The sequence below is a fragment of the Pseudoscardovia suis genome (genome assembly GCF_002797875.1).
Lineage (GTDB): Bacteria > Actinomycetota > Actinomycetes > Actinomycetales > Bifidobacteriaceae > Pseudoscardovia > Pseudoscardovia suis.
Window position 1 is genome coordinate 409428 of record NZ_PGFC01000001.1, and the last position, 24471, is coordinate 433898.

Annotated in this window: 15 protein-coding genes; 11 read left to right on the forward strand and 4 right to left on the reverse strand. The window is 61.2% G+C overall.

What is annotated here, in order from left to right:
* Nucleotides 1–395 precede the first annotated feature (395 nt).
* Entirely contained in the window at nucleotides 396–1793 is a 1398-nt protein-coding gene (locus CLV65_RS01555) for a sodium-dependent transporter (protein WP_211278433.1), read from the forward strand.
* Nucleotides 1794–2136: 343 nt separating this feature from the next.
* On the opposite strand, the gene rpsT is transcribed toward CLV65_RS01555, so the two are convergent.
* The gene (gene rpsT / locus CLV65_RS01560; protein WP_094691635.1) at nucleotides 2137–2397 is read right to left on the reverse strand and encodes a 30S ribosomal protein S20; all 261 of its coding nucleotides are present in this window, start codon (nucleotides 2395–2397) and stop codon (nucleotides 2137–2139) included.
* Between the two features lie 264 nt (nucleotides 2398–2661).
* Between rpsT and CLV65_RS01565 the strand changes: the two genes are divergently transcribed.
* The 4 genes from CLV65_RS01565 (at nucleotide 2662) to CLV65_RS08985 (ending at nucleotide 12951) form a co-directional block, all read left to right on the forward strand.
* Nucleotides 2662–3444 carry a trimeric intracellular cation channel family protein gene (locus CLV65_RS01565; protein WP_094691636.1) on the forward strand — a complete coding sequence of 261 codons (783 nt, stop codon included), beginning with the start codon at nucleotides 2662–2664 and terminating at the stop codon, nucleotides 3442–3444.
* A gap of 179 nt (nucleotides 3445–3623) precedes the next feature.
* The gene (locus CLV65_RS01570) at nucleotides 3624–9218 is read left to right on the forward strand and encodes a RecQ family ATP-dependent DNA helicase (RefSeq protein WP_094691637.1); all 5595 of its coding nucleotides are present in this window, start codon (nucleotides 3624–3626) and stop codon (nucleotides 9216–9218) included.
* Between the two features lie 198 nt (nucleotides 9219–9416).
* Nucleotides 9417–11291 (forward strand): translation elongation factor 4, encoded by a 1875-nt coding sequence (lepA, locus tag CLV65_RS01575; RefSeq protein WP_420848414.1) that lies wholly within the window; start codon nucleotides 9417–9419, stop codon nucleotides 11289–11291.
* A 184-nt stretch (nucleotides 11292–11475) separates the two neighbouring features.
* Nucleotides 11476–12951 (forward strand): coproporphyrinogen-III oxidase family protein, encoded by a 1476-nt coding sequence (locus CLV65_RS08985; protein ID WP_244569232.1) that lies wholly within the window; start codon nucleotides 11476–11478, stop codon nucleotides 12949–12951.
* A 281-nt stretch (nucleotides 12952–13232) separates the two neighbouring features.
* Here CLV65_RS08985 and CLV65_RS01590 read toward each other — a convergent pair whose 3' ends face one another.
* A complete protein-coding gene (locus CLV65_RS01590; protein ID WP_094691639.1) occupies nucleotides 13233–13868 on the reverse strand; it encodes an endonuclease III domain-containing protein in 636 nt (211 codons plus the stop codon).
* Nucleotides 13869–14101: 233 nt separating this feature from the next.
* On the opposite strand from CLV65_RS01590, the gene CLV65_RS01595 reads away from it, so the two are divergent.
* Nucleotides 14102–16864: an excinuclease ABC subunit UvrA gene (locus CLV65_RS01595; protein WP_244569193.1), complete on the forward strand. Its 2763-nt coding sequence runs from the start codon at nucleotides 14102–14104 to the stop codon at nucleotides 16862–16864.
* A 120-nt stretch (nucleotides 16865–16984) separates the two neighbouring features.
* On the opposite strand, the gene CLV65_RS01600 is transcribed toward CLV65_RS01595, so the two are convergent.
* Complete coding sequence (locus CLV65_RS01600) at nucleotides 16985–17995, reverse strand: YdcF family protein (RefSeq protein WP_338065600.1); 1011 nt, start codon at nucleotides 17993–17995, stop codon at nucleotides 16985–16987.
* Between the two features lie 159 nt (nucleotides 17996–18154).
* On the reverse strand, nucleotides 18155–18490 hold the full coding sequence (locus tag CLV65_RS01605) for a hypothetical protein (RefSeq protein ID WP_100346264.1): 336 nt from the start codon (nucleotides 18488–18490) through the stop codon (nucleotides 18155–18157).
* A gap of 125 nt (nucleotides 18491–18615) precedes the next feature.
* On the opposite strand from CLV65_RS01605, the gene CLV65_RS01610 reads away from it, so the two are divergent.
* The 5 genes from CLV65_RS01610 (at nucleotide 18616) to CLV65_RS01630 (ending at nucleotide 23818) form a co-directional block, all read left to right on the forward strand.
* The gene (locus CLV65_RS01610; protein ID WP_094691641.1) at nucleotides 18616–19491 is read left to right on the forward strand and encodes an aldo/keto reductase; all 876 of its coding nucleotides are present in this window, start codon (nucleotides 18616–18618) and stop codon (nucleotides 19489–19491) included.
* Complete coding sequence (locus CLV65_RS01615) at nucleotides 19488–20084, forward strand: MerR family transcriptional regulator (protein WP_211278434.1); 597 nt, start codon at nucleotides 19488–19490, stop codon at nucleotides 20082–20084. The genes CLV65_RS01610 and CLV65_RS01615 overlap by 4 nt, the downstream gene beginning before the upstream one ends.
* Before the next feature lie 126 nt (nucleotides 20085–20210).
* Nucleotides 20211–20966, forward strand: a complete 756-nt coding sequence (locus CLV65_RS01620; protein ID WP_094691642.1) for a carboxymuconolactone decarboxylase family protein — start codon at nucleotides 20211–20213, stop codon at nucleotides 20964–20966.
* A 98-nt stretch (nucleotides 20967–21064) separates the two neighbouring features.
* Nucleotides 21065–21547, forward strand: a complete 483-nt coding sequence (locus CLV65_RS01625; protein WP_094691643.1) for a flavodoxin — start codon at nucleotides 21065–21067, stop codon at nucleotides 21545–21547.
* A 1416-nt stretch (nucleotides 21548–22963) separates the two neighbouring features.
* Nucleotides 22964–23818 carry a hypothetical protein gene (locus tag CLV65_RS01630; protein ID WP_144441902.1) on the forward strand — a complete coding sequence of 285 codons (855 nt, stop codon included), beginning with the start codon at nucleotides 22964–22966 and terminating at the stop codon, nucleotides 23816–23818.
* Nucleotides 23819–24471: the final 653 nt, after the last annotated feature.

Genomic DNA, 24471 nt, shown 5'->3' on the forward strand with positions numbered 1-24471 from the left:
ATTCGCCCAGCGTCACAAAGCGTGTGGGGGAGTCTTCGCGTCAGTGCCTCCGGCAACGCACACAATGCGCGGGGAGGCGACCCATGGTTGCCGCGCCATAATTCGGATGCCCGCAGCAGGCGATCGCCATGTGTCGGGCGCCCTGGAACGTGAGTGCGCCCAGCGTTGTTTTTCGTAAAAAGTCCGCATGACGCCGGTCACATGAATGGCATGAATGACAAGACCGGCGCGGATGACACGGATGCATGAATGACGTGGGATGGCACCGATAGCAGACCATGCCGGATCATGCAAATCATACGGATCTGCGGATCACAGCGTGCTGTTTTCAACGACATGCGCAATTCCTGCTGCTGAGAGCCTCACGCAACGTTCCCCAAGAGAAGAGAGAAAGAATGTCAAGCACCGAAACCACAGCCGTGGATAAGGGCGAGAAAAGGTCGAACTTCACCGGCCGGATTGGCTATGTGATGGCCGCCGCCGGTTCGGCAATCGGCCTGGGCAACATCTGGAGGTTCCCGTACCTCGCCGCAAAATACGGCGGCGCCGTGTTCCTCATCGTCTACCTGATCAGCGTGTATACCTTCGGCTACGTGCTCATCATGTCCGAGACCGTCATCGGTCGCAAGACCAAGAAGAGCCCTGTCAGCGCGTTCCGCCATTTCGGCAACACGAAGGCGCACAGCTTCGGCGGCTGGATCAACGCCATCATCCCCATGCTCATCGCCCCCTATTACTCCGTCATCGGCGGCTGGGTGCTCTACTACCTGTTCTCATACATCCAGGGCGAGGTCAAGGAGCTGGGTGGCGACAACGCCTTCACGAACTTCATCTCGAGCGGCACGTCCGTGGAATTCTGGTTCCTCGTGTTCGCCGTGTGCACGATCGCCGTCATCTTCTTCGGCGTGCAGAACGGCGTCGAGCGCGTCTCCAAGGTGCTGCTGCCGTTGCTCGTGGTGCTTTCCGTAATCGTGTGCATCTATTCCTGCACGCGCCCCGGCGCCGTCGAAGGCATCAAGTACTTCTTCATCCCGCAGATGCAGAACGTGTCGTGGATGACCTTCGTGACCGCCATCGGGCAGATGTTCTACTCGCTTTCCTGCGCCATGGGTATCCTCATCACCTATGGCTCCTACATGAAGCGTGACGTGAGCATCGAGAAGTCCACCACGCAGGTCGAGTTCTTCGATACGCTCATCGCCGTGCTCGCCGGCCTCATGATCATCCCCGCCGTCTTCGCCTTCAACGGCGCGGACGCCGCCAAGACCCTCAAGGCAGGCCCCTCGCTCATGTTCATCACGATGCCCAAGGTGTTCGGCAACATGGGCTTCGGCATGGCCATCGGCATCGTGTTCTTCCTGCTTGTGTTCCTCGCCGCGCTCACCAGCTCCATTTCGCTGATGGAAAGCGCCGTCTCCACGTTCCAGGATGAGCTGGGCATGAGCCGTCCAATCGCCACGCTCACCTACAGCGGCATCTACATCGTGCTCGGCACGCTCTCCAGCCTCGGTTTCAACGTGCTCGGGGGAGTGAAGCTGCTCGGCATGGACTTCCTTGACTTCTTCGACTTCATCACCAATTCCGTGATGATGCCGATCGCCGCCATCGCCATCTGCCTGCTGGTGCTGCGCTCCGTCACGCTCAAGGGCGTGGAGGACGAGGTGACCTACGATGGCGCGCCGTTCAAGCGCAAGAAGGTCTACAACTTCGTCATCAAGTACCTGTGCATCGTGTTCCTCGTGATCATCTTGGTGAGCTCCGTGCTCAACGCCTTCGGCATCATCAAGATGTGAGGTGGTGTCGCGAGTGAGAGACCGCTTGTGAGGCATCGCGCACGATAGCAGCATCGCAGTCGGTTCTTACGGGTGCACACGAAAGGCCCTGTTGCTCCGAGGGGAGCGGCAGGGCCTTTGTCGTTCTCAGCGGTGAGATGGGGCATGGCAACGCCAGCGAAACGGTTTTCGAGTGCACGGTTTGCAAGGTGCACGGTTTGCGGACACACGTTTTGCAGGCGCACGGTTTTCAGGCAAACAAAAAGCCCCGTGTGTGCGGGGCTTAAGACTGTGCAGCTTGAAAGCCATGCAGCTTGGAGCTGTGCGAAGCGGCTCAGCTAGCAGCCGACTGCATCAGCGTGGCTCACAGAGCGTTGATGGCGGTGGCGAGACCGGACTTGCGGTTCGCAGCCTGGTTCTTGTGGATGAAGCCACGGCCTGCAGCCTTGTCAAGCTTCTTTGCGGCGACGGCGTAAGCGGCCTGTGCGGCTTCCTTATCGCCGGCGGCGATGGCCTCGCGGGTCTTGCGCACGGCGGTCTTGAGCTCGGACTTGACGGCGACGTTACGCTTGTGGGCCTTCTCGTTGGTGAGAACGCGCTTCTTCTGGGACTTGATGTTTGCCAATTTATTTTCCTTTTTGTGACGTGTTTACAAGTGGTCAACAGCCATACAAACGCACATCATACCATAACCTCGGTTAGAATAGAGGCAAAGTCGTGAAAAATCATGGAGATTTTCTCACATCCCTGGGGTGCTGAAGGCCGCCGCAGGCATCCGATAGCCTTCGTCCCGCATCCCGCGCCGACGGCAATCGGCGGCGAACGATCGCCATGGCCGGCGCCCCGTGCCGTACCAAGCCCGTGTGCGGGCGATAACGCGGAGGTTGCGATGGCAGCGACACAGGTGACATTGGAAAGCAATGCGTTTTTCTATGGCATTGAGTACCTGGCGGTGTTCTGTTGCGGTTTGCTTGGAGGTCTTGCCGCCGTGCGCAAGCATTATGACCTCTTCGCCATCCTTCTGACGGCGTGGGTGACCTCGTTGGGTGGCGGTCTTGTCCGCGACGTCATCCTGGGGGCGCGGCCTCCCGTGGGGATATCTGACAAAGGCATGGTGATTACCGCCCTTGCCGCCGGGCTGATCGTGGCGGTCATGCATCCAGAAGTGGACCGCATGCACTGGTCGATGATCGTCCTTGATGCGCTTGCGCTGGGCCTGTTCGCCGTCAACGGTACGCAGAAGGCTCTCATGTATGGCACCAGCGGCATGGCTGCCGTCTTCCTCGGCATGTTCACCGCCCTTGCCGGCGGATTGATCAGGGACGTGCTGCTCAACGAGGTGCCGACGGTAGTGCGCGACCGCCACTGGTATGCCTTCCCATCGTTCGTCGGCAGCATCCTCACCGTTGTCAGCACCCGCGCCCGTGCCAATGGCCTGTTGAACCCGCAGGGAGAGATCGTCGTCGACGTGGCGATCGTCATCCTGGTGGTGGTGATGCGCGTCCTGTCGGTGCGCTTTGACATCACCCTTCCGGGCGCGATGCCCCGGCGGGAGGCCCTGCACATGCCCGAGCGCCCCCGCACAGGTCGCGGAACGCATGTTTCCTCGCGTTCACAGCAAGGCGAATCTGTGCAAGGGGAATCCGCTCAGGGGGGAGCCCGCTCAAGGTGAGTCTTCGCAGCCCTCGCAACCCTCGCATGACGCTGAGCCTGCGCGCGAAAGCTCAAGTCCGCATGTTGTCGGCGAACGGACATAAGGTGGCGGAAACCCGCGGACGATGGAGCCGGGCGGCTTGTGCGCAGCCGACTCGCGGGTACACGTGTCGAAGGCGATGCCAGAGAGGATGAGTAATGTCAGGGGCTTCCACGCTGGTCTATGTCGATACCGAAAACACTCGCGCCGCGCAGGATGCTAGGGCTGATCAGTCCGACTCCAATGCCAGTGACATGCGCAAAACATCGGCTCCCGCCCCGTCATCGGCAGGCGAGAAGGCCTCGGTTCCGGGGAAGCTGTGTGACATCGGTGCATTGCGCACCGGCTCCGACGCGGTGGAATACCTGACGGCGCGTTTCGCCCAGCAACAGGAGCCTCCCACTCAGGCGCAGCATGCAACGCAGGGGATGGGTCGTTTCTTTGGGTTCCTGCATCGTCGCACGCCGCATGTGCCGTCACGTCTCGCACAGTTCCATGCGCCCGACCGGAATGCGTTCAGGAATTTCATCCATGGGGCGTCGTGGGCGGTGGGTCACAATCTCGTGGATTTCGACATGGCAGCCATCGGCTACGATCTGACCGCCGCCGGCATTCGCCAATGCATCGACACCCTGCCTCTGTCCGCGCTGCTGTATCCAAGCAAAGCCAGCCATGCCTTGGGCAAACCGGAGAAAATAAGCGAAGATGCGCTCAATGATCCGCTGACGGATGCCTATAAATGCCGCGATCTGTTTTTGCAAGAGATTCAGGATTACGCGTCGCTGGACGAGACGATGCGGATGGTGTATGCGCTGCTGTTGCAAAACCACCCGTATTTTCGCGGATGGTACGCCTTGCTGCGTCAGGCGGGAGAGGCGTGCGCCATCGAAGCGTGGAACGCCCCGCGGCGTGGCGCGCCCGAGGTTTCCGCTCGCGGCGGTGCAGCGCATGCCGCACAGGAGGCGCGCCATGGTGCCCGCGCGCAATCGGTTGTCGTCGGCGACGGTTCCCCTGTCGATCCGCAAGCCGTGCGCGACGGCGTGAAGCTGCTGCCGGACGTGGCGAACCTCGCCGCCCAGGCGATGGAGGAGGAGATCGCGGCACTGCCAGATCCCTGCCTGTGCGAATCGGCCAATCTTGCCCGGCTGGCGATGGACCGGCCGGTGGAGCTTGCCTATGCGCTTGCCTACGCGCTGGCGCCGGCGGACACGCGCCATATCAGCGAGTGGGCCCTTCGCCGTTTCCCCGGAATCACCGGCGTGCTGGATGCGTTGTGCCGCACGCGCTGCTCGTCGCCATCGTGCCGGTATTGCACCACCATGCTTGATGCCACCACGCAATTGCGCCGTGTCTTCGGCTTCGAATCCTTCCGCACGTGGCAGGGGCAGGACCTGCAGCGGCAGGCCGTGCAAGCGGCGATCGACGGGGAGTCCATCATGGCGGTTTTCCCCACCGGCGGCGGTAAATCCTTGACATTCCAGCTGCCGGCGATCATCGACGGGCAGAGAGTGGACGGGCTGACCATCGTCATCTCGCCATTGCAATCCTTGATGGTCGACCAGGTCACATCGCTGGAACGGCGTGGCATCACCGCGGCCGCGACCATCAACGGCACGCTTGACCCCGTGCAGCGCACCAATCAGATCGAACGGGTCCGAAGTGGCATCGCGTCCCTGCTGTACATCGCGCCGGAATCCTTGCGGTCTCCAACGATTCAGCGGCTGGTGCAATCACGGAACGTCACGCGCATCGTCGTCGACGAGGCGCACTGTTTCTCCGCCTGGGGGCAGGACTTCCGCGTGGACTACTGGTACATCGGCGAATTCATCAAGCAGCTTGAATCACACATGGGGCGGAGCATACCCGTGTCTTGTTTCACCGCCACCGCCAAGCAGCAGGTCATCGCCGACATCCGCAATTATTTTCACGACCAGACGGGCAGGGACCTGCGGCTGTTCGCCACAACCGCGCAACGGCGCAACCTGCACTATCGGGTCATCCCCGTTGACGCCGACGACGAACACCGCTACCGGGTCTTGCGCGAGCTCATCGAAAAGAAGAATCCCTGCCCGCCGACCATCGTCTTCGTCGCCAAGCGCCGCCAGACCACGGAACTTGCCCGAAGGCTCAGCCGCGACGGAATCCCGGCATGCGCATTCCACGGAGACATGTCCGTCGTTGAGAAAATGACCAGCCAGGAGGCTTTCCTCAGCGGCGGCGTCAACGTGATGGTCGCCACCAAGGCGTTCGGCATGGGGATTGACAAGTCGGATGTGCAGCAGGTCATCCACTACACGATCTCCGAATCCTTGGAAGACTACGTCCAGGAATCCGGCAGGGCGGGGCGCGATGAGCGGCTTGACGCGGATTGCATCATCCTGTATAACCCGCGTGACCTGGACGTGCACTTCCAGATGCTCAACCAAAGCCGCATCACCATCAACCAGATCCAGCAGGTATGGCAGGCCATCAAGTATCTCAGCGACAGTCGCCATCATGGGCGCATGTCCTTCACCGCCAGCGCCTTGGAGATCGCCCGCGAAGCCGGGTGGAGCAACACGTCCTACGACGTGGAGACGCGCGTGCGGGCGGCGCTCATGTCGCTGGAACAATCCGGATACATCACACGCGGCATCAACGCATCCCGCGTCTTCGCCGACAGCCTTGCCGTCGACGACATCCCGTCCGCGCGCAGCATCCTCGAACGGCCAGGCAACGGCATGGACCCCGAGCGGATCGAGGAATGCGTGCGCATACTCTCCCGTCTGCTCTCCAGCAAGCACACAGGCCAGGGCATGCAAGGGGAGGCCGAAAGCCGAGTGGACTACCTCGCCGATTGCCTCGCCTTGCCCAAGGGGCGGGTGCGTGACGACATCGACGAGATGAAACGCCTCAAGATCTTGCGAAACGACACCGACATGCACGCCTACGTGCGACGAGGCAAGGCGTCAAGGCATTCGCGCCGAGGCACGCTGGGCGAGATGAATGCCTTGGAGACATTCCTCGTGGGCTTCCTCGTGCACCACGTGCACGACGGTCAGTCTTTGGAATACAAGGAGGCCAACGAGGCTGCGTTGAATACGGGGGTCGCCACAAGCAGCGTTCCGAAGGTGAAGTCCATCGTCGCCTCCTGGATCGACGCGCACTACATCCGCAAGCCTGCACACCCCAACGCATCCTCCATCGACATCACGTTCGCCGACGGCATCGACGGGAAGACGTTCGCCCAACGCATCTCGGAACGCCAACGCCACGCCCGGATCATCGACGATTATGTGACCGACCTGGCCCATACGCAGCTCGCCCAGATGCGTTCCCGCGGCGAAAACGCGGGGGAGCGCATCGACGTCGTGTTCTCTTTGGTCGATTTGCAGCGCTGCTGCGCCGCCGATGATGCGACGGACGGGGACACTTCCGACCTTAGCCCGCACCTCGAGGGATTCGGACTTACGCCCATCCCGGAGCCTGCCGCCGGAGCATCCGACGCTACGACCGCCCCATCCGTGAACCTGACGGACGTGCGGCGCGCGGTGCTGTACTTGGAAAGGACAGGGGAGCTGGACATCGAAGGCGGCTTCCTGGTCATCTACAACGGCATGCGCATCACTCGCGTCGAAACGGACAACCGGCGTCGCTACCGCAAAGAGGACTACGCGCAGCTTGATGCCTATTACCGCAACAGGATCGAGCAGATTCACTTGGTCGGCCGCTTCGCCTCGATGATGGTCGACGACCACGACCGGGCGATGCGCTTCGCCGCGGATTACTTCGCCATGGATCACGACACGTTCCTTGACACATACATCAGCAAGAACGAACGTGCCGGACTGTCGCTGGGCATGACCAAACAACGGTACGACCTTCTGTTCGCCGGCCTCAACGAGGAACAGCGCCGCGTCATCAACGACGCCACGCACCGGGTGATCGTGGTCGCCGCAGGGCCGGGAAGCGGCAAGACAATGACCCTCGTGCACAAGCTGGCAAGCCTGGTGCTGCTGGAAGACACCAAGCCCGAGCAGCTGCTCATGCTCACCTTCTCTCACGCCGCCGCCATGGAATTCGCACACCGCCTGCACGACCTCATCGGCGACATGTCGTATTACGTCGGCATACGCACCTTCCACGCCTTCGCATTCGACGTGGCAGGCCGCGTCGGCAACCTCGAGCAGGCAGACACCATCGAACGGCAGGCGGCGGCGCTGCTCAACGACCCGGACGCCGGCATCGATGAATCGGTGTGTACGAAAACCTGTCTCGTCATCGACGAAGCACAGGACATGTCCGCCGACGAATACGAACTGGTCACCGCGCTGATGCGCCGCAACACGGACATGCGCGTCATTGCAGTCGGGGACGACGACCAAGCCATCATGGGGTTCCGCGGGGCCGACAGCGCCTACATGGCGAAGCTTGCCTCCGTCGCCAACGCCCCCGATGAGCCCGCTCCTCCCACCGTTGCCGGGCAACCGGGCGGCGCCGTGCCCGAAAACACGGCGTCTGGCGATGTTGCGCTCGCCGATGACGCCACCATCATCGAACTATCTGTGAATTATCGCAGTGACACATCCATCGTCGAGGCGGCCAATGCGCTCCTCACGCTCAAACCCCACGGCCTGAAGACGGCACGCTGCCACGCTCACAGCCGCGAACAAGGCAGCGTGGAGCATGTCATCCTCTCGCATCCGAGCATCATGTCGGTCATCGAACGGGTCGATCAGCGCTGGCACGCCACCCACGCACAAGATGAACACAGCGCGGAAAGCCACGGCGTGGAAAGCGCCGGCACGTCTGGCGGGGGAAGCATCGCCGTGCTCGTGCCCACCAACGAGGATGTCGCCACGGTCTACTGCGAGCTGCAGCATCGTGGCGTTCCCGTGACATTCATCGACGACCGCGCTGGCTTCCGCGCCGAGATGCTCGATGAATGCGCCGTCTTCCTCGAATCCTTGGACGATGACATGGTGATTCCCGCCGAGCATTATCGCGAGGCTCTTGATCGACTCCGCGCACGTTTCTCTCGCAGCATCGTCGTCGAAGACGTAACCGGTGCGTTGCAACGCTACGCCGACAGCGTCGGAACCATCTATCGGTCTGACTTGGAAGAAATGCTGGCGAATACCTCGGTGGCGGAACTGATACAGCCGGAAGGTTGTGACGTCATCGTGTCGACCTACCACAAGGCCAAGGGGCGGCAGTTCGACACCGTCTACTGCCAGGTGACCGAACGATTCACGCCCGCCGACATTCAGGCCGTGAACCTTCTGTATGTGGGGATGACGCGCGCCCGCCATTCGCTGGTATTGTGCGATTCCTCGGCAATGCTGCACGACCTTGACGAGCCGTTCGCGAAGGCCGGGGTGCGTGTGACGCGCGACTCGCGTGACTACGGGGAGCCGCGGAACGTGATGCTGGCATATTCGCTGCGCGATGTCCGGCTCGGTGACGTGGAGAGTGATGCGGCGCAGCGGGCGATTGGCGGGCTGCAGGCGGGCGACGCGCTCCACGGGCGCATCGATTCGCCGGATGGAGGCAGGTCGTTGTGGTTCACGTTGGATTGCGGTGACAGCACACCTGCCATGCTCCGGTCCTCGCGAGGCATGAACGAGAAGATTAACAGATACGTGTGCAGGCGCGGAGGAACGGGCAGGTACCATGTGCTCAAGGCGGACGTGGGTTACGTAGTGCGCTGGTATGACAACAAGACCGACAGGGAGTGGAAGGTCGCCCTCCCGCGTTTGATTCTAGGCCGGTAGCCTGCCGGGGATTGGCGGAAGGCGGGCGCGTGACGGTAGTTTGGCGGCGGTTGCGCAACGCGCTGCCGCCGTTGCCTGCCCAAGCCGTTAGACTGGAACAATTGGACATGCCCGCCGCACGCAACCGACGGGCGAGGACGTATGTGTGGACGCCGGTATCCGTCTTCCGGCGGTCGTGGACAAGGAGAACGCTCAGTGATGCAGCAGAAGAACAAGCCCGGCGAAACCGATCAGTCGCTGATTCGTAATTTCTGCATCATCGCGCACATCGACCATGGCAAGTCCACGGTCGCCGACCGCATCCTGCAGCTTTCCGGCGTGGTGTCGCAACGCGACATGCGCGACCGCTTCCTCGATCGCATGGACATCGAGCAGGAGCGCGGTATCACCATCAAATCCCAGGCTGTGCGCGTGCCGTGGGTGTTCGACGGGCAGGAATACACGCTCGGCATGATCGATACCCCCGGTCATGTGGATTTCTCATACGAGGTCTCTCGTGCGCTGGCGGCATGCGAAGGCGCGGTGCTGCTGGTCGACGCGACGCAAGGCATCGAGGCGCAGACGCTGTCGAACCTGTACATGGCCATCGACCATGACCTCACGATCATCCCTGTGCTCAACAAGATCGACCTGCCCAGCGCCGAACCGGACAAGCATGCCGAGGAGATCGCCGGACTGCTGGGATGCGACACCAGCGACGTGCTGCGTGTCTCCGGCAAGACTGGCGAAGGCGTGGCGGACCTGCTCGACCGCATCGTCATGGAGGTGCCCGCCCCCAAGGGCGACCCCGCGGCGCCGGCGCGTGCGCTCATCTTCGACTCCGTGTATGACTCCTACCGTGGCATCGTCACCTACATCCGCATGGTCGACGGCGAGCTGCACAACCGCGAGCGCATTCACATGATGGGTCTGGGCACGACGCATGACCCGATCGAGCTGGGCGTGATCCAGCCGGACATGACTCCCACGGCTTCGCTGGGCGCCGGAGAGGTGGGGTATGTGATCACCGGCGTGAAGGACGTGCGCCAGTCGAAGGTGGGTGACACGATCACCGCCGAGGCCCGTCAGGCGAGCGAACCACTGCCCGGTTACCGCGACCCCAAGCCGATGGTGTATGCCGGCCTGTTCCCGATTGACAACGCGCAGTTCCCCGAGCTGCGTGACGCGCTCGACAAGCTCAAGCTCAATGATGCGGCGCTCGTTTACGAGCCGGAGACATCGGTGGCGTTGGGCTTCGGCTTCCGCTGCGGTTTCCTCGGCCTGCTGCACATGGAGATCGTTTCGGAGCGCCTCAGCCGTGAGTTCGGCCTTGACCTGATTTCGACGGCCCCCAACGTCGAGTATGACGTGACGATGGAGGATGGTTCGCGCCATCATGTCAAGAACCCGAGCGAGTTTCCCGACGGCAAGGTCAAGCGCATCGTCGAGCCGGTGGTCGCGGCGGACATCATCACCCCCAAGGAGTTCATCGGCTCCGTGATGGAGCTGTGCCAGGATCACCGCGGACAGATGGGCACGATGGAATACATCGGCACGGAGCGCGTGGAGATGCATTACCACATTCCGCTCGCCGAGATCGTGTTCGATTTCTTCGACCAGCTCAAGAGCCGCACGAAGGGTTACGCGTCGCTCGACTACCATGAGGACGGCGAGCAGCAGGCGGACCTCGTCAAGGTCGACATCCTCATCCAAGGCGAGAAGGTGGATGCGTTCAGCGCCATCGTGCATCGCGACAAGGCTTACAGCTACGGCGTGATGATGACGAAGAAGCTGCGCGAGCTCATCCCACGCCAGCAGTTCGAGATTCCGATCCAGGCGGCCATCGGCTCGCGCATCATCGCCCGCGAGACGATTCGCGCGCTGCGCAAGGACGTGCTGGCCAAGTGCTACGGCGGCGACATCACCCGCAAGCGCAAGCTGCTCGAGAAGCAGAAGGCCGGCAAGAAGCGCATGAAGATGCTCGGTCACGTGGAGGTGCCGCAGGAGGCGTTCATCGCCGCGCTGAGCACGGATGAGCCGACCGACCGCGATACGAAAGACAAGATCCGCGCCGCGCAGAAGGCCGGCAACTGACATGCCCGGATGGGTGTCCACGTCGTCCGCCGTGCCCAGGGTGCAGCGGGATGCGCTTGCGGTGCCTGCGGTGGGCGCGGCTGGCGCGGGACTTGGAATCCCGGCGGCTGGTGCAGGACTTGCGTCATCTGCGTCATCTGCGGCACGCGGGCCGTTCGAGGTATATGTGCATGTGCCGTTTTGCATGAGGCGCTGCGGATACTGTGATTTCAACACATACACGGCGCCGGACCTCGGCGAGGGCGCTTCGCGCGGCAATTATGCGCGCATGGCGGTGCGCGAGATGGAGCTGGTGCGCGCATGGCAAGTGGCGAACGGCATCGAGGAGCCTGCCGCGTGCAGCGTGTTCTTCGGCGGAGGCACGCCCACGATTCTTCCCGCAGCTGACTTGGTTGCGATGCTCGACGCCGTGCGCCGCATCTGGGGCTTGAAGCCGGGCGCCGAGGTGACGACCGAGGCGAATCCCGACACCGTGGACGCTGATTACATCAAGCGCCTGGCCGACGGCGGGTTCACGCGGATTTCTTTCGGCATGCAGTCCGCGGTTCCCTCGGTGCTGCGCACCCTCGACCGTCGCCATACGCCGGCGAACGTCGAGGCGGGTGTGCGCGCAGCGGATGCCTGCGGGCTTCGTTCGAGCGTGGACCTGATCTACGGCGCGCCGGGGGAGAGCTTGGAGGATTGGCGCACGTCGGTACGTGCTGCGGTGGATCTGGGTGTGAATCATATATCTGCGTATGCGCTCACGATTGCGCCGCGCACCAGGATGGGTCGCATGATCGCCGCTGGCAGGCTTCCCAAGCCCAGCGACGATGACGAGGCTGCCAAATACGAGATTGCCGACGAGGCCTTCGCCGCAGCGGGATTGACGTGGTATGAGATCAGCAACTGGGCGCGGCCCGGCTTCGAATCACGGCATAACCTGGGGTACTGGCGCAACGTGGACTGGGCAGGCATCGGCCCCGGCGCACACTCGCATTATCGGCTGGTGGGGTCTGATTCCAGTGAATCCGCCACACGTGTATTACTTGGTAATACTGATTTTGGGCATGAGCGGGATTCTGGGCGTGTTCAGGATTGCTTGCTCGCTCAGGATTTCCAACAAGTTCAGGATTCCTCCAATACGCGGGATGCTGGTGTTACAGCAAACGCGACGCCGGCAGACGATACGGCAACGGTGAACGCGACGGCAGTGCAGTCTACAGTTGCAGCAGATGGCACGACATCGTCGGAGACCACGGCAGCGGCGCAGGTCACGACATCGGCACAGATCAAGGCAGCAGCGCAGACCGCGGGAATGGGAAACGCCACGGCAGTTGAAAACGCAGACGCCGCACCTGTGGGGATGCGCGCCTGGGACATCGCGCATCCCCGAGCGTGGGGCCGTCAGATCAACGCAGCCACGGTGCCATGGGCGGGCAGTGAGGCAATCACTGCGCGGCAGGATGCGGAGGAGACGCTGATGCTCGGTCTGCGCCTGCATGAAGGTTTCGACACGGCGCGCTTCGCTGGAATCATCCCGCTCGAGGCATGGCGGCAGCTGGAATCCGAGGGGTTGATCCACTTGGTGCCTAGGTCATCTGATCCGCTCGCGGTGCCGACGCTGCGCGGCCGTCTGCTCAACGACCTCATCATCGAGCGTCTCTTCGATTACCTATGAGTGGAGGGAATCACACAATGGCGCGCCATGTGATGCGGCTCTCATCATGAGTCGCCGATGATGGAGGTTAAACGGGGTTCGTGGGTTGGCTTATCTTCCGTGTTCGGCGAGTGGGTTGTTGGGTCGCCGAAGGTGGAGGTTAAGTGGCCGTTTTGAGGGGTCGTATCCTCCGTTTTCGGCGAGCGGATCATGTGTCGCCGGTTGTGGAGGTTAGGCGGGGTTCGTGGGTTGGCTTATCCTCCGTCTTCGGCGAACGAACCGTGGGGTGCCGATGGGGGAGGTTAGAGAGCCCGTCCGGGGCACACTTTGCTGAACACGCAGCCTTCGCACACCGGCTGCTTGCTGCAGTGGTTCTTCCCGTGTTCGAGCAGCAGCCAGTGGTACCAGCCATAGATTTGGTAATCGGCGGGCAGTCCGGATTCGAAGAAGCGGCGGATCTGTCTGTCGTCCTTGAACCCATATCCCATGCGGTCAAGGAAGCGGCGCGTGTAGGCGTCGATGACGAACGACGGCTTGTGCAGCGCAAACACGAGCATCGCGTCCGCGGTTTCCGCGCCGATACCCTTCAGGCCCAGCAGTTCGCGCCGCAGCCGATCCAGATTCGCCGCCCGCGCCTTTTCGATGTCGAATCCATACCCGCGGTACCATTCGGTGACCCCTCGGATTGTCGCAGCCTTCGCCTTCATGAAACCGCACGGGCGAATCGTCTCCTGCAGCTGTTCGACAGGCATCTCCAGTACCCTGGCAGGCTCGGGTTCACCCCATGCGGCGAACACTTTCTCCACCTGCGTCCACGCTGTGTTTTGCACGAGGATGGCGCTGACCATGATTTCGTACGGCGTGCCCGGCCACCATCGCGGCTTGCCATAGCATTCGACCAGTTTGTTGTAGACTTGCTGCGCCGTCAATCGTTCCATGATGAATCCCGTCTCATCGCGCCATCACGGCGCCACCCGTGGTGCATTCGGTCGCGCTGTGTTCACGGTGTTCAGCATATCGCCGACCATTCCGCCGACCATATAGCCGGATCATCCTACCGGATTCCTGCGAAAGGTCAGGCTCCGAATGGTCACGGTACCATGCAAGGATTGAGCCACAAATCTTAGAGGCGGCTGTGAGTGTCTTGGAGGTAGCTGTGAACGAACATCCGATGTCATCGTCAAATATCCACAAGTCGTTCCCCACGCAATCCGCAACCACCGCTTCCGAGACCGCCGCGACATCCGCCCGCAGGCCCGTCGCCATCGAGGTGCGCGGGGCGCGCGTCCACAACCTGCGAAACATCGACGTGGACGTGCCGCTCGGCAAGATCGTGGGAATCGCCGGCGTCTCCGGATCGGGCAAGTCGTCGCTCGCGCTCGGCGTGCTGTATTCGGAAGGCTCGCGCCGCTACCTCGAATCCCTCTCCACCTACACGCGCCGGCGTATGACGCAGGCCGAACGCGCCGACGTGGACGACGTGCGTTACGTGCCCGCCGCGCTCGCATTGCACCAGCGCCCCGGCGTGCCCGGCATCCGCAGCACCTTCGGCACAATGAGCGAACTGCTCAACAGCCTGCGCCTCATGTTCTCGCGCCTGGCAAGCCACCGATGCCCCAACGGTCATTACGTCGAGCCCACCCTCGCCGTCGCCGCCATGCAGCCGATCGTCTGCCCCGAATGCGGGGCGCAGGTCGAGGCGCCCGGGGCAGAGGACCTCGCCTTCAACAGCCGCGGCGCCTGCCCGACCTGCCAAGGCACCGGCATCGCGCACATCGTCGACGAATCCACACTCGTGCCCGACCAGTCGAAGACCATTGACGAAGGTGCCGTCGTCGTGTGGGGCAGCCTCATCTGGTCGCTCATGACGGACGTGTGCCGCGAGATGGGCGTGCGCACCGATGTGCCGTTCCGCGACCTGACCGACCGTGAGAAAGAGATCGTCTACCACGGGCCCATGGTCAAGAAGCACATCCATTACGTCATCAAGAAAGCTCAGCAGGACGGTGAGCTTGACTTCACCTACTACAGCGCCGTCAACACCGTCAAGAACGCGCTCTCCAAGGTCAAGGACGAGCGCGGCATGAAACGCGTCGCCAAATACCTGAAGGACGGCACGTGCCCGGATTGCCATGGCACGCGTCTGAGCGACGCCGCGCGGGCGCCGAGGCTGCGGGGCATCGGGCTGGACGAAGCGACCGCGATGACGCTTGACAATGCCATCGAGTGGGTCAAGGGCGTGCCGGATTCGCTGCCCGCCAAGATGCGCCCGATGGCGAAAAACATCTGCGATTCGTTCCTCGACACGGCGCGCCGCCTGATGGATCTCGGCCTGGGCTACCTGTCGCTCGACCGCGCGGGCTCCACATTGTCGACCGGCGAGCGCCAGCGCGTGCAGCTGGCCCGCGCCGTGCGCAACCGCACGACCGGGGTGCTCTATGTGCTCGACGAGCCGTCCATCGGCTTGCACCCGTACAACCTGCAGGGGTTGGTGGGCGTGATGGACGATCTGGTGGCCGATGGCAATTCCGTGGTGCTGGTGGACCATGACACGCAGGTGTTGGGCCATGCCGATTGGATCGTCGAGATGGGGCCGGGCGCCGGAGCGGATGGCGGCAGTGTGATTGCGCAGGGCACTGTGCGGGATTTGGCGGGCGACTCCCGGTCGGTGATCGGCCCGTTCCTTGCGCGGCAGGTTGAAGCCGGGGACGGGGAACCTGCGGCGGAAGGCGGGAACGCAGCTGACGCCGGAAACGCAGCTGACGCCGGAAACGCAGCGGCTGTCGATAATGCGGCAGGTGTCGGCGCGGCTGCGGCGGAACGTGCAGCGGAGCGTGTGCGCCCCGTGGTGCCGGAGGGCAAGGTGTTCGACATGGGCACGATAGCCATGCACACCCGCGCCATTCACACCGTGCATCCGCTGGACGTGCGCGTCCCCAAGGGCCGGCTCACCGTCGTGACCGGTGTGTCAGGGTCCGGCAAGACGACGATGGTGCTCGAAAGCCTGGTGCCGGCGCTTCAGGCGGCCGCAGATTCTGCTGGTTTAACTGATTCTGCTGATTCGACTGATGTTGCGTTGCCTGCGCATGTGCAGAGCCTTTCGGCGCCGGGAATCAAGCATGCCAAGCTCATCGACGCCACGCCCATCGGCATCAATGTGCGCTCCACCGTCGCCACATACGCGGGCATCCATGACGAACTGCGCAAGGCGTTCGCGCGCACGGACGACGCGAAACGGCTGGGGTTCAAGGCAGGGGACTTCTCATACAACACCGGGAAGCTGCGGTGCCCCACATGCGACGGCACCGGTCAGATTTCGCTCGACGTGCAGTTCCTGCCCGACGTGCAGGTGGATTGCCCCGATTGCCATGGGTCGCGCTACGGCAAGCAGGCCGATGCGATACGACGCCCGTTCGGCGGCGCGGCGAAGGGTAGCGGCACCGGGGTCGACGGCGCGGTTGAATACAGCCTGCCGCAGCTCATGCGCATGAGCGTGGATGAAGCGCTCGAAGCGTTCGATTCCGGCCGTGGCCTCAAGCTGCTGCGCCAACGCCTGCAGACGTTGCACGACCTGGGGCTGGGCTATCTCACGATCGGGGAGCAGACGCCCGGACTCTCCGGCGGCGAGGCGCAGCGCCTCAAGCTCGCCAGCGAGATGGGGCGCGCCCAGGACGATTCGCTGTTCGTGTTCGACGAGCCGACGATCGGCCTGCACCCCAAGGACGTGCTCGCGCTGCTCGACGTGTTCCAGACGCTCATCGACCACGGTGCCACTGTCATCGTCATCGAACACGACCTCGACATGATGCGCAACGCCGACTGGATTATCGACATGGGTCCGCTCGGAGGTGTGCAAGGCGGCCGCATCGTCGCCCAAGGCACGCCCGATGACATTCGCCGCGACCCCGACAGCCTCACCAGCCGGTTCCTCTGAGACAGGGCACGGCTGGCAAGGCATGGCTGGCGGCGATGCGGCTGTCGTGCACAGCGAGGCAGCAGACATGGCTGGCGGCGGACGAAGCCGGCGAGGCAGGTGAGGGCGGCGGGCAGTCAGTCAGCGCTTGATCAGATATTTGGCTTCCGCAAAAGACTCGCGCACCATGTTGTTGAGGAGCATGTCGCGCGGGGAGCCCGCCGCGATGCCGCGCACATCCGTGTAACCCTGGTCATGGGCGATTTGCAGGGAGCGGAATACATGGAAGTCGTTGGTGACGATACCAATGGAAGGCTCGGACGCGGTGTTGCTGGTGCTGCCCGTGTTGTTGGCGCTGTCGATGATTGCGCGGCTGTTACGCAGGTTTTCCACGGTCGTGGAGGAATCGGGCTCCTCGATGATGCGCGATGCATCGATGCCGGCATCATGCTCAAGATAATCCGCCATTCCTCGCGCCTCCGCATACGGTTCATTGGGGCCCTGCCCGCCCGAGACGATGCACGTCGTGCCAGGGTTTGCGCGCAAGTATTCGGCTGCCTTGTCAAGTCGGTAGCGCAGCACGAGGCTGGGGGAGCCTTGATAGACCTGCGCGCCCAGCACGATGATGTAATCAAGGTTCCGATCGCCTTCGTCGCGCATGTGAGAGACGATGGCGGCTTGCGACATGCCAAAGCTGCACAGTGCGACGCATAGCACGATGCCGATGGGAATGCGCGCCGCGTTGGGCAGCGCTCGCCACCAATGGAACCAGATTGCCGCAGCCCACACGCCGAGGGCGAGCGCAAGAGCCACCCAGAACAGCCAGAATGACGTGCCGGTGTGCGTGTTGTAGACCGCGCGGGCGTACCACAGGCTGGCGAGCGCGGCGATGCACACGATTGCCGTCGCCGTCTGGCGCAGCGGGAAGTGAATGCGGGTGGTGGTTGTGGTGGTTGCGGTTACAGCGGTTGCGGTGTCGTCGGCGAATTCGGTGGTTGTGGTTCTGGCATCGGTTGAAGCATCGGTTGAGGCGGTGGTGCCGGTGGTGATGTAGGGGGTGGTGGTGTCGGCGGCGGCCTTGGAGGCGTCGCTTGTTGAATGATGGTTGTTTCGGTTGTCTTGCGGGTCCCCGGACTGTAGTTCATTCATCATTTTTGTCCTTCAGCGGTTGTTTCTGGCGGATTGTCCTCGGGCAAGTCTTGCGTGCTACGGGTTGCGCTCTGTGCATGGCATCGACGGTGATGCAGCGCATGCCACCAGCGTATTGTGCTGGCGCGCTTCCCCCTTTCTTTCCATTTCATTTTATTCCTTTTATCTGTCTTTTTTCACATCACTTCCTTCGCCTCTCACGTCGTTTCTTCCTTCTTCTTTTCTTCTTTCTCTTTCTTCCGTTCTCTTCCTGCCTTCCTCTCCCATCCTGCCCTCCTTTTCCTTCTCCTTCTTTCCTTCCTTTCCCTCCTTTTCCTTCCTGCCATCCTCCTTCCTTCTCGCCCTTTCTCCCTTTCTTCTCCTCCCTTTCCTTTCTTCTTCTGCCTGCCCTTCCTTTTCCTCCTTCTTTCCCTCCTCCTCTTTTTCTTCCTTCCTTCTCTTTCCCTTTTCTTCCCATTTCTCCTTTCCTCCCGTCGGCGTGTCGCGCTTTGACTTCAAGTGTGCTTTAAGCCCTACCGTGATGTTATCGAAAGCAAATGCGGCTGGATGCCAATCCTGAGGAAAGGTACTGCATGAATCGCTGCGCCGCTTGCTACAAGACGATATGAAAAGGAGACCGCATCATGGCGGATTCAGCATTGACCCAGACATTTACCCTCAACAACGGGGTTACGATTCCCAAGCTTGCGTTGGGCACATGGCTCATCGAAGGGCAGCAGGCGACCGATGCAGTCAAGGCGGCGCTTGCAATCGGCTACCGTCACATCGACACCGCCGAAGCATACGGCAACGAGGCGGAGGTCGGACGCGGTGTGCGCGAATCCGGAGTGGATCGTGCCGAGGTGTTCGTGACGACCAAGCTCGCTGCGGAATGCAAAGACTACGATTCGGCGGCAGCCGCCATTGAAGAATCCTTGCGCAAACTCGACTTGGGATATATCGACATGATGATCATCCACAGCCCCCAGCCTTGGAGCGCTGTAAACAAGTCATCCGACCGTTATGAGAAAGGCAACGTCGAGGCGTACCGCGCTCTCGAGGACGCCTACAAGGCTGGCAAGATCCGTGCGATCGGCGTGTCGAACTTCACGGCACACGACATCGACAACATCCTGGCTAACTGCACCGTAACGCCTGCGGTCAACCAAGTCCTTGCACATATCACAAACACTCCGTGGGACGTCATCGACTACTGCAAGAAGCAAGGGATACTCGTCGAAGCATATTCGCCCATCGCGCACGGCGTGGTGCTGGACAACCCCCAGATTGCATCGATGGCGCAGCGCTACGGGGTGAGCCCTGCACAGTTGTGCATCCGCTACGACCTGCAGCTGGGACTGTTGCCGCTTCCCAAGACGGCGAACCCCGACCATATGCGCACCAATGCGCAGGTGGATTTCGAGATATCCGACGAAGACATGGAGGCCCTTAAGGGCATGGAACACATCAAGGACTACGGAGACCAGAGTTTCTGGCCTGTATACGGAGGAAGGGCATGAGCAGCGGTAGGCCAGACGCCCATGTCGATGCTATGACGGGCGCCGCGGTGACGAACAGGGTGGGACGGTCCCTCTCTGCATCGTTCACCGATGCGTATGGTTCCGACGATGAACCGGCGTATTCGATATCCCAGGTAGCGCAGATCATGGGCGTCGCCCCGTCCGCGCTGCGCTACTACGACCACGAAGGATTGCTGCCGCACGTGGAGCGCATCAACGGCGTGCGCGTGTTCCGCAACAAGGACTTTCCGTGGCTGCGAGTGCTGCAGTGTTTGAAAAACACGGGCATGCCCATACGGCGGATCAAGGAATACGCGCAGCTGTGCGAGGAAGGCGACGCTTCGCTCGAACAACGCTATGAGCTCATCAAAGCGCAGCGACAGGCCGTGCTCGACCAGATCGAGCAACTGAAGTTCTACCTGCGGGAGCTCGATTTCAAAGATTGGTACTATCGCACCGCCATCGCCGCAGGTACTGAATCCGCCGTCCACGTCGACGAAGCCCCGGACATGGAACCCGACAGGATCCCAGACACCCAGGAAGCAACTGGAAGCGAGGCAGCCGTTGGATGCAAGGACGAGGATGATGAGTGACAGCGGCAATGGCGACGATATCCGACCCCTGTGCCGAATCCAGCCGACACATGAGCTTCGTCCACGCACAGAGAGTCACATATAGCCGGATGATAGGCATCCAGCGCAACCATCAAGGAGTGCAAAATGATTAGGCAAACGGCAGGACACGATCAGTTGGGCGATTTCTCACCGAAGTTCGCCCATTACAACGACGATGTGCTCTTTGGCGAAGTGTGGAACGACCCCACGCTCCCGCCTAAGACGCGCAGCATCATCACGATCAGCACCCTCATCGGCAAAGGCATCACTGATTCCTCGCTCAAATACCATCTTCAGACCGCCCGCACCAACGGCGTGACCCGTGACGAAATGGCATCGATTCTCACGCACATCGCTTTCTACGCCGGCTGGCCGAACGCATGGGCGGCATTCCCGATGGCAAAGGAAGTGTATGCCTCCGATGCCACGCAAGACGCGGGTGAGCAGGAGGAGCACGGCGGTTTCTTCGGCATGGGCGAACCGAACGACGGCTACGCGCAATACTTCACCGGACGTTCCTACCTCAAGCAGGTGAGCGCATCTGGCGATCCACTCGCCATCCACAACGTGACATTCGAACCTGGATGCCGCAACAACTGGCACATCCACCATGCCGCGCGTGGCGGCGGTCAGATCCTCATCTGCGTCGATGGCGAAGGATGGTGCCAGCTCGAAGGCCAGACTGCCAAGCGCATGCTTCCAGGAGATGTGGTGGAGGTGCCAGCCGGAGTGAAGCATTGGCATGGTGCCGCGAAGGACTCTTGGTTTTCGCACCTTGCCTTCATGCTGCCAGGCGAAGACATGAGCAACGAATGGCTTGAGCCAGTCAGCGACGCCGAATACGACGCGCTCGCGGCATGACGGGCGGCCCGTCGAGTGTCTTGAACCAGGATCGGACGGTTCAGGCAAACACTCAAAGTGAGTCAGATGACTCAAGCGATTCGAGAATCGAGGGAAATATGAAGGCATTGGTGGTTTATTTCACTGAAAGCGGGTGCACCCGCCGTGTAGCACAGACCATCGCGGAGGCGACTGGAGCCACGTTGCATGAACTCAAGGCGGCGGAACCATACACGGCGGCAGACCTTGATTGGCGCGATTCGGGAAGTCGCGTCAACCGCGAGGCGAACGACCCCGCTGCACGCCAGTCTGTGAAACTCGCCGACACATCCGTGCCGGACTGGGATTCTTACGACGCGGTGTTCATAGGCGCCCCGGTATGGTGGGGAGTCGCCGCATGGCCGATCGACGATTTCCTCACCTCCAATGATTTCACCGGCAAGAAGCTAGCGGCATTCGTCACATCTGCAAGCTCCTCGTTCGGCAATGAATCCGATGTCAAGGACATGGCCAAAGGCGCCCAATGGCTGGGCGTCAAACGCTTCCCATCCTCCGCATCCGCTGCTGCGGTCAAATCCTGGGTCAGCTCCTTGGCGTTGTAGCCAAGCGATTCGCACATTGCACTGTACGTCACGTGATGTGCGCGGGGTAGAGAACGCGAGAAGTCTTTCCGACCGCTGCCACACTATGCACTCGCGGGATGTGCGCAACACTTGTACAGACGCATCCGCTTTCTGACCATATGCATCCACGGGCATGCCCTCGCACGGAGCTGCGTGGCACATCCCGTGGATGCATGAATATGCAACACCCATCAGTACCGGCACAGTCTCGATGCCGTTGGGAAGGGGCACATTCCGGTTCATCATGAGATACACCCAACGTCATCCCCAGATTCGATATCAGTGTGCGTGCTTCCAGAATCGTCCCTCACATTCTGTATCCCTTGCGCTCTGCATCCTCGTATTTTGAGCCTGCGCATCCTGCTTCCCGCTCACTTTGAGTACGTGTATCCGCATCCGCGCATACCACATCCCGAGCCCTACGTTTGCATGATGATGGCAATCTCCAAGCTCTTGTGTCACGCACTGTTGTGTACGAGAGCTTTCGCATCCCTACATCACATCTGCGCTCACCCCACAGTGATTCCACACCGCTATCCTCCCTTTTCGGCGAGAATGCTCTGTGTCGCCGATGGCGGAGGTTAGGGGAGTTGTGGAGGGGTTCCTATCTTCCGTCTTCGGCAGTTGATGTGTGATTCGCCGATTGCGGAGGTTTGGGTCCCAGATAGAGGGGTTGCATCTTCCGTCTTCGGCGAACGGTTGGTGGTGTCGCCGAAGACGGAGGTTAAGAGGCCTATAGATGGGAATTTATCCTCCATCTTCGGCGAGCGGCAGGTTGCGTCGCCGATTGTGGAGGTTAGAGGAGTTGGGGATGGATTCCTGTCTTCCGTCTTCGGCGGCAGATGTGTGGTTCGCCGATTGCGGAGGTTAACAGACTGTGAGATGGGTGTGCATCTTCCGTATTCGGCGACGGATATGTCATTCGCCGAACACGGAAGTTCGGGGTTTGGCGAACGTGCTTGTATCCTCCGCATTCGGCGACTTATTCGCATACCCTCTTGTTGGTACGCCTCTTACCCGTGTGCCCTTTATTCACGCGACCTTATCCGCGACCTTCCTCCCCAATCTTCCTCCATAACCTCCATCCGCAACCTCCATCCACACACCCTCTCCCACACCGCGTATCCGCGTAACCTTTATCCACAGGGATAATATTCGAAACGAATTTGCCCCATAACTATCCACATTGGCCAATATGGCTTCTATTCACTGACGGTTTTCGAATACTGTCATGCCATGGGCAACAGACACCACGCAGATGAAAAAGTACGAGAAGCGCTCGCAGAGGCAGAGCACACCGGAAGATGCTGCATTGCCGAATCCGACGCTTTGCGCAAATCCCTCCAGGTTCGTGTCCAACAAGGAACGGTCACACAACCCGTGCGGGGAATGTACGTGGCAAGCGACAGGTGGGCATCGATGGAACGGCGCGAACAATACCTGTGGACCGCGCGCACCTTGCAGGTCAAACACCCCGAATGGGTCTTCTGCGGCTTCACCGCCGCCGTAGCCCACGGCATGGCAAACACCGAACTGGCGATGGGAAAACTCGTCGTCGCATCCACCACCAGCAACAATCAGCACTTGCCCAATGTCATCCACCACAAGACCGACATCTCCAAGGTCCGCACAGTGCGCGGAATCCGCGTCACGCCTGTGGGGCGCACACTGTTCGATTGCCTGCGCTGGATGCAGTTCCCCATAGCGCTCGCGGTTGCCGATGGCACCCTGAGGTCGCAATTGTTGACTTACAACCAGGCGATGCAATGCATCCTCGATCAAAAAGGATCCCTTGGCAGGGAGCGGGCGCTAGAAGTCCTGAAATTCGCAGATCCCAAATGCGAGAACGGCGGCGAATCGATTGTGCGCGCCTTGATCATCCAGAGCGGGTTCGCCGCTCCGCAATCGCAGGTGGAATTCGTCGACGACATGGATTCGCGGCATATCATGCGCGTAGATTTCTGCTGGAAAATCCAACGGCCTGACCGTGTGCGAACCGTGGCATTGGAGCTCGATGGCTTGTGCAAATACACCGATCCGCGTTTCATGAACGGGTTTGACAGTGAACGCGTGCGTAGCGACGAGCGACTCCGGGAATCGCGCCTGTTGAAGCAAGTGGATGGATTGATTCGCATCAGTTTCAAGCAGGCACTTGACCAGGATTATCTCATCCAGCTGCTGGACAGCGTCCGCGTTCCGCATGTCGCGGGAATCATCCCATACGACCGCACCATCTGCACGAAGTGGTAATTGCGGAACCTTCCGTCTTCGGCGAGCGGTTGGTGGTTCGCCGATGACGGACGTTTGGAGGTCAGGTAGAAGGGTTGTAACCTCCGTGTTCGGCGACGGATTTGTGGTTCGCCGATTGCGGAGGTTTGGAGGGCGGATAGAGGGGTTGTAACTTCCGTGTTCGGCGAGTGGTTGGTGGTGTCGCCGAAGATGGAGGTTTGGTGGTCTGGGACGGGGTCCCTAACTTCCGTGTTCGGCGACAGGTTTGTCCGTTCGCCGATGGTGGAGGTTAGACGGTATGGGGGGAGGGGTTGTAACTTCCGTGTTCGGCGAATCCTCCGTTGGTCGCCGATGATGGAGGTTTGGTGGTCCCCCAATGGTTCTGTATCTTCCGTCTTCGGCGAACGGTTGATGGTGCCGCCGAAGATGGAGGTTAAGAGTCCCTGGGAGAGATCCCAAACTTCCGTCTTCGGCGACGGATATGTGGTTCGCCGATTGTGGAGGTTTGGAGGGTGGATAGAGGGGGTTGTAACTTCCGTCTTCGGCGAATCCTCCGTCGATCGCCGAAGACGGAGGTTTGGCGGTGTGGGTATGGGGCCGTATCCTCCGTGTTCGGCGACTCTTGGGCGGGGATACCTGCTGCGGTCGATTGAAGGCTGGGGCGGTGCAACACG

Coding starts and splice junctions, on each gene's coding strand:
- CLV65_RS01620 (WP_094691642.1), top strand. CDS start 20,211: ATGATTAGGCAAACGGCAGGACACGATCAGTTGGGCGATTTCTCACCG.
- CLV65_RS01590 (WP_094691639.1), bottom strand. CDS start 13,868: ATGGAACGATTGACGGCGCAGCAAGTCTACAACAAACTGGTCGAATGC.
- CLV65_RS01555 (WP_211278433.1), top strand. CDS start 396: ATGTCAAGCACCGAAACCACAGCCGTGGATAAGGGCGAGAAAAGGTCG.
- lepA (WP_420848414.1), top strand. CDS start 9,417: ATGCAGCAGAAGAACAAGCCCGGCGAAACCGATCAGTCGCTGATTCGT.
- CLV65_RS08985 (WP_244569232.1), top strand. CDS start 11,476: ATGAGGCGCTGCGGATACTGTGATTTCAACACATACACGGCGCCGGAC.
- CLV65_RS01565 (WP_094691636.1), top strand. CDS start 2,662: ATGGCAGCGACACAGGTGACATTGGAAAGCAATGCGTTTTTCTATGGC.
- CLV65_RS01595 (WP_244569193.1), top strand. CDS start 14,102: ATGTCATCGTCAAATATCCACAAGTCGTTCCCCACGCAATCCGCAACC.
- CLV65_RS01570 (WP_094691637.1), top strand. CDS start 3,624: ATGTCAGGGGCTTCCACGCTGGTCTATGTCGATACCGAAAACACTCGC.
- CLV65_RS01610 (WP_094691641.1), top strand. CDS start 18,616: ATGGCGGATTCAGCATTGACCCAGACATTTACCCTCAACAACGGGGTT.
- CLV65_RS01625 (WP_094691643.1), top strand. CDS start 21,065: ATGAAGGCATTGGTGGTTTATTTCACTGAAAGCGGGTGCACCCGCCGT.
- CLV65_RS01600 (WP_338065600.1), bottom strand. CDS start 17,995: ATGATGAATGAACTACAGTCCGGGGACCCGCAAGACAACCGAAACAAC.
- CLV65_RS01615 (WP_211278434.1), top strand. CDS start 19,488: ATGAGCAGCGGTAGGCCAGACGCCCATGTCGATGCTATGACGGGCGCC.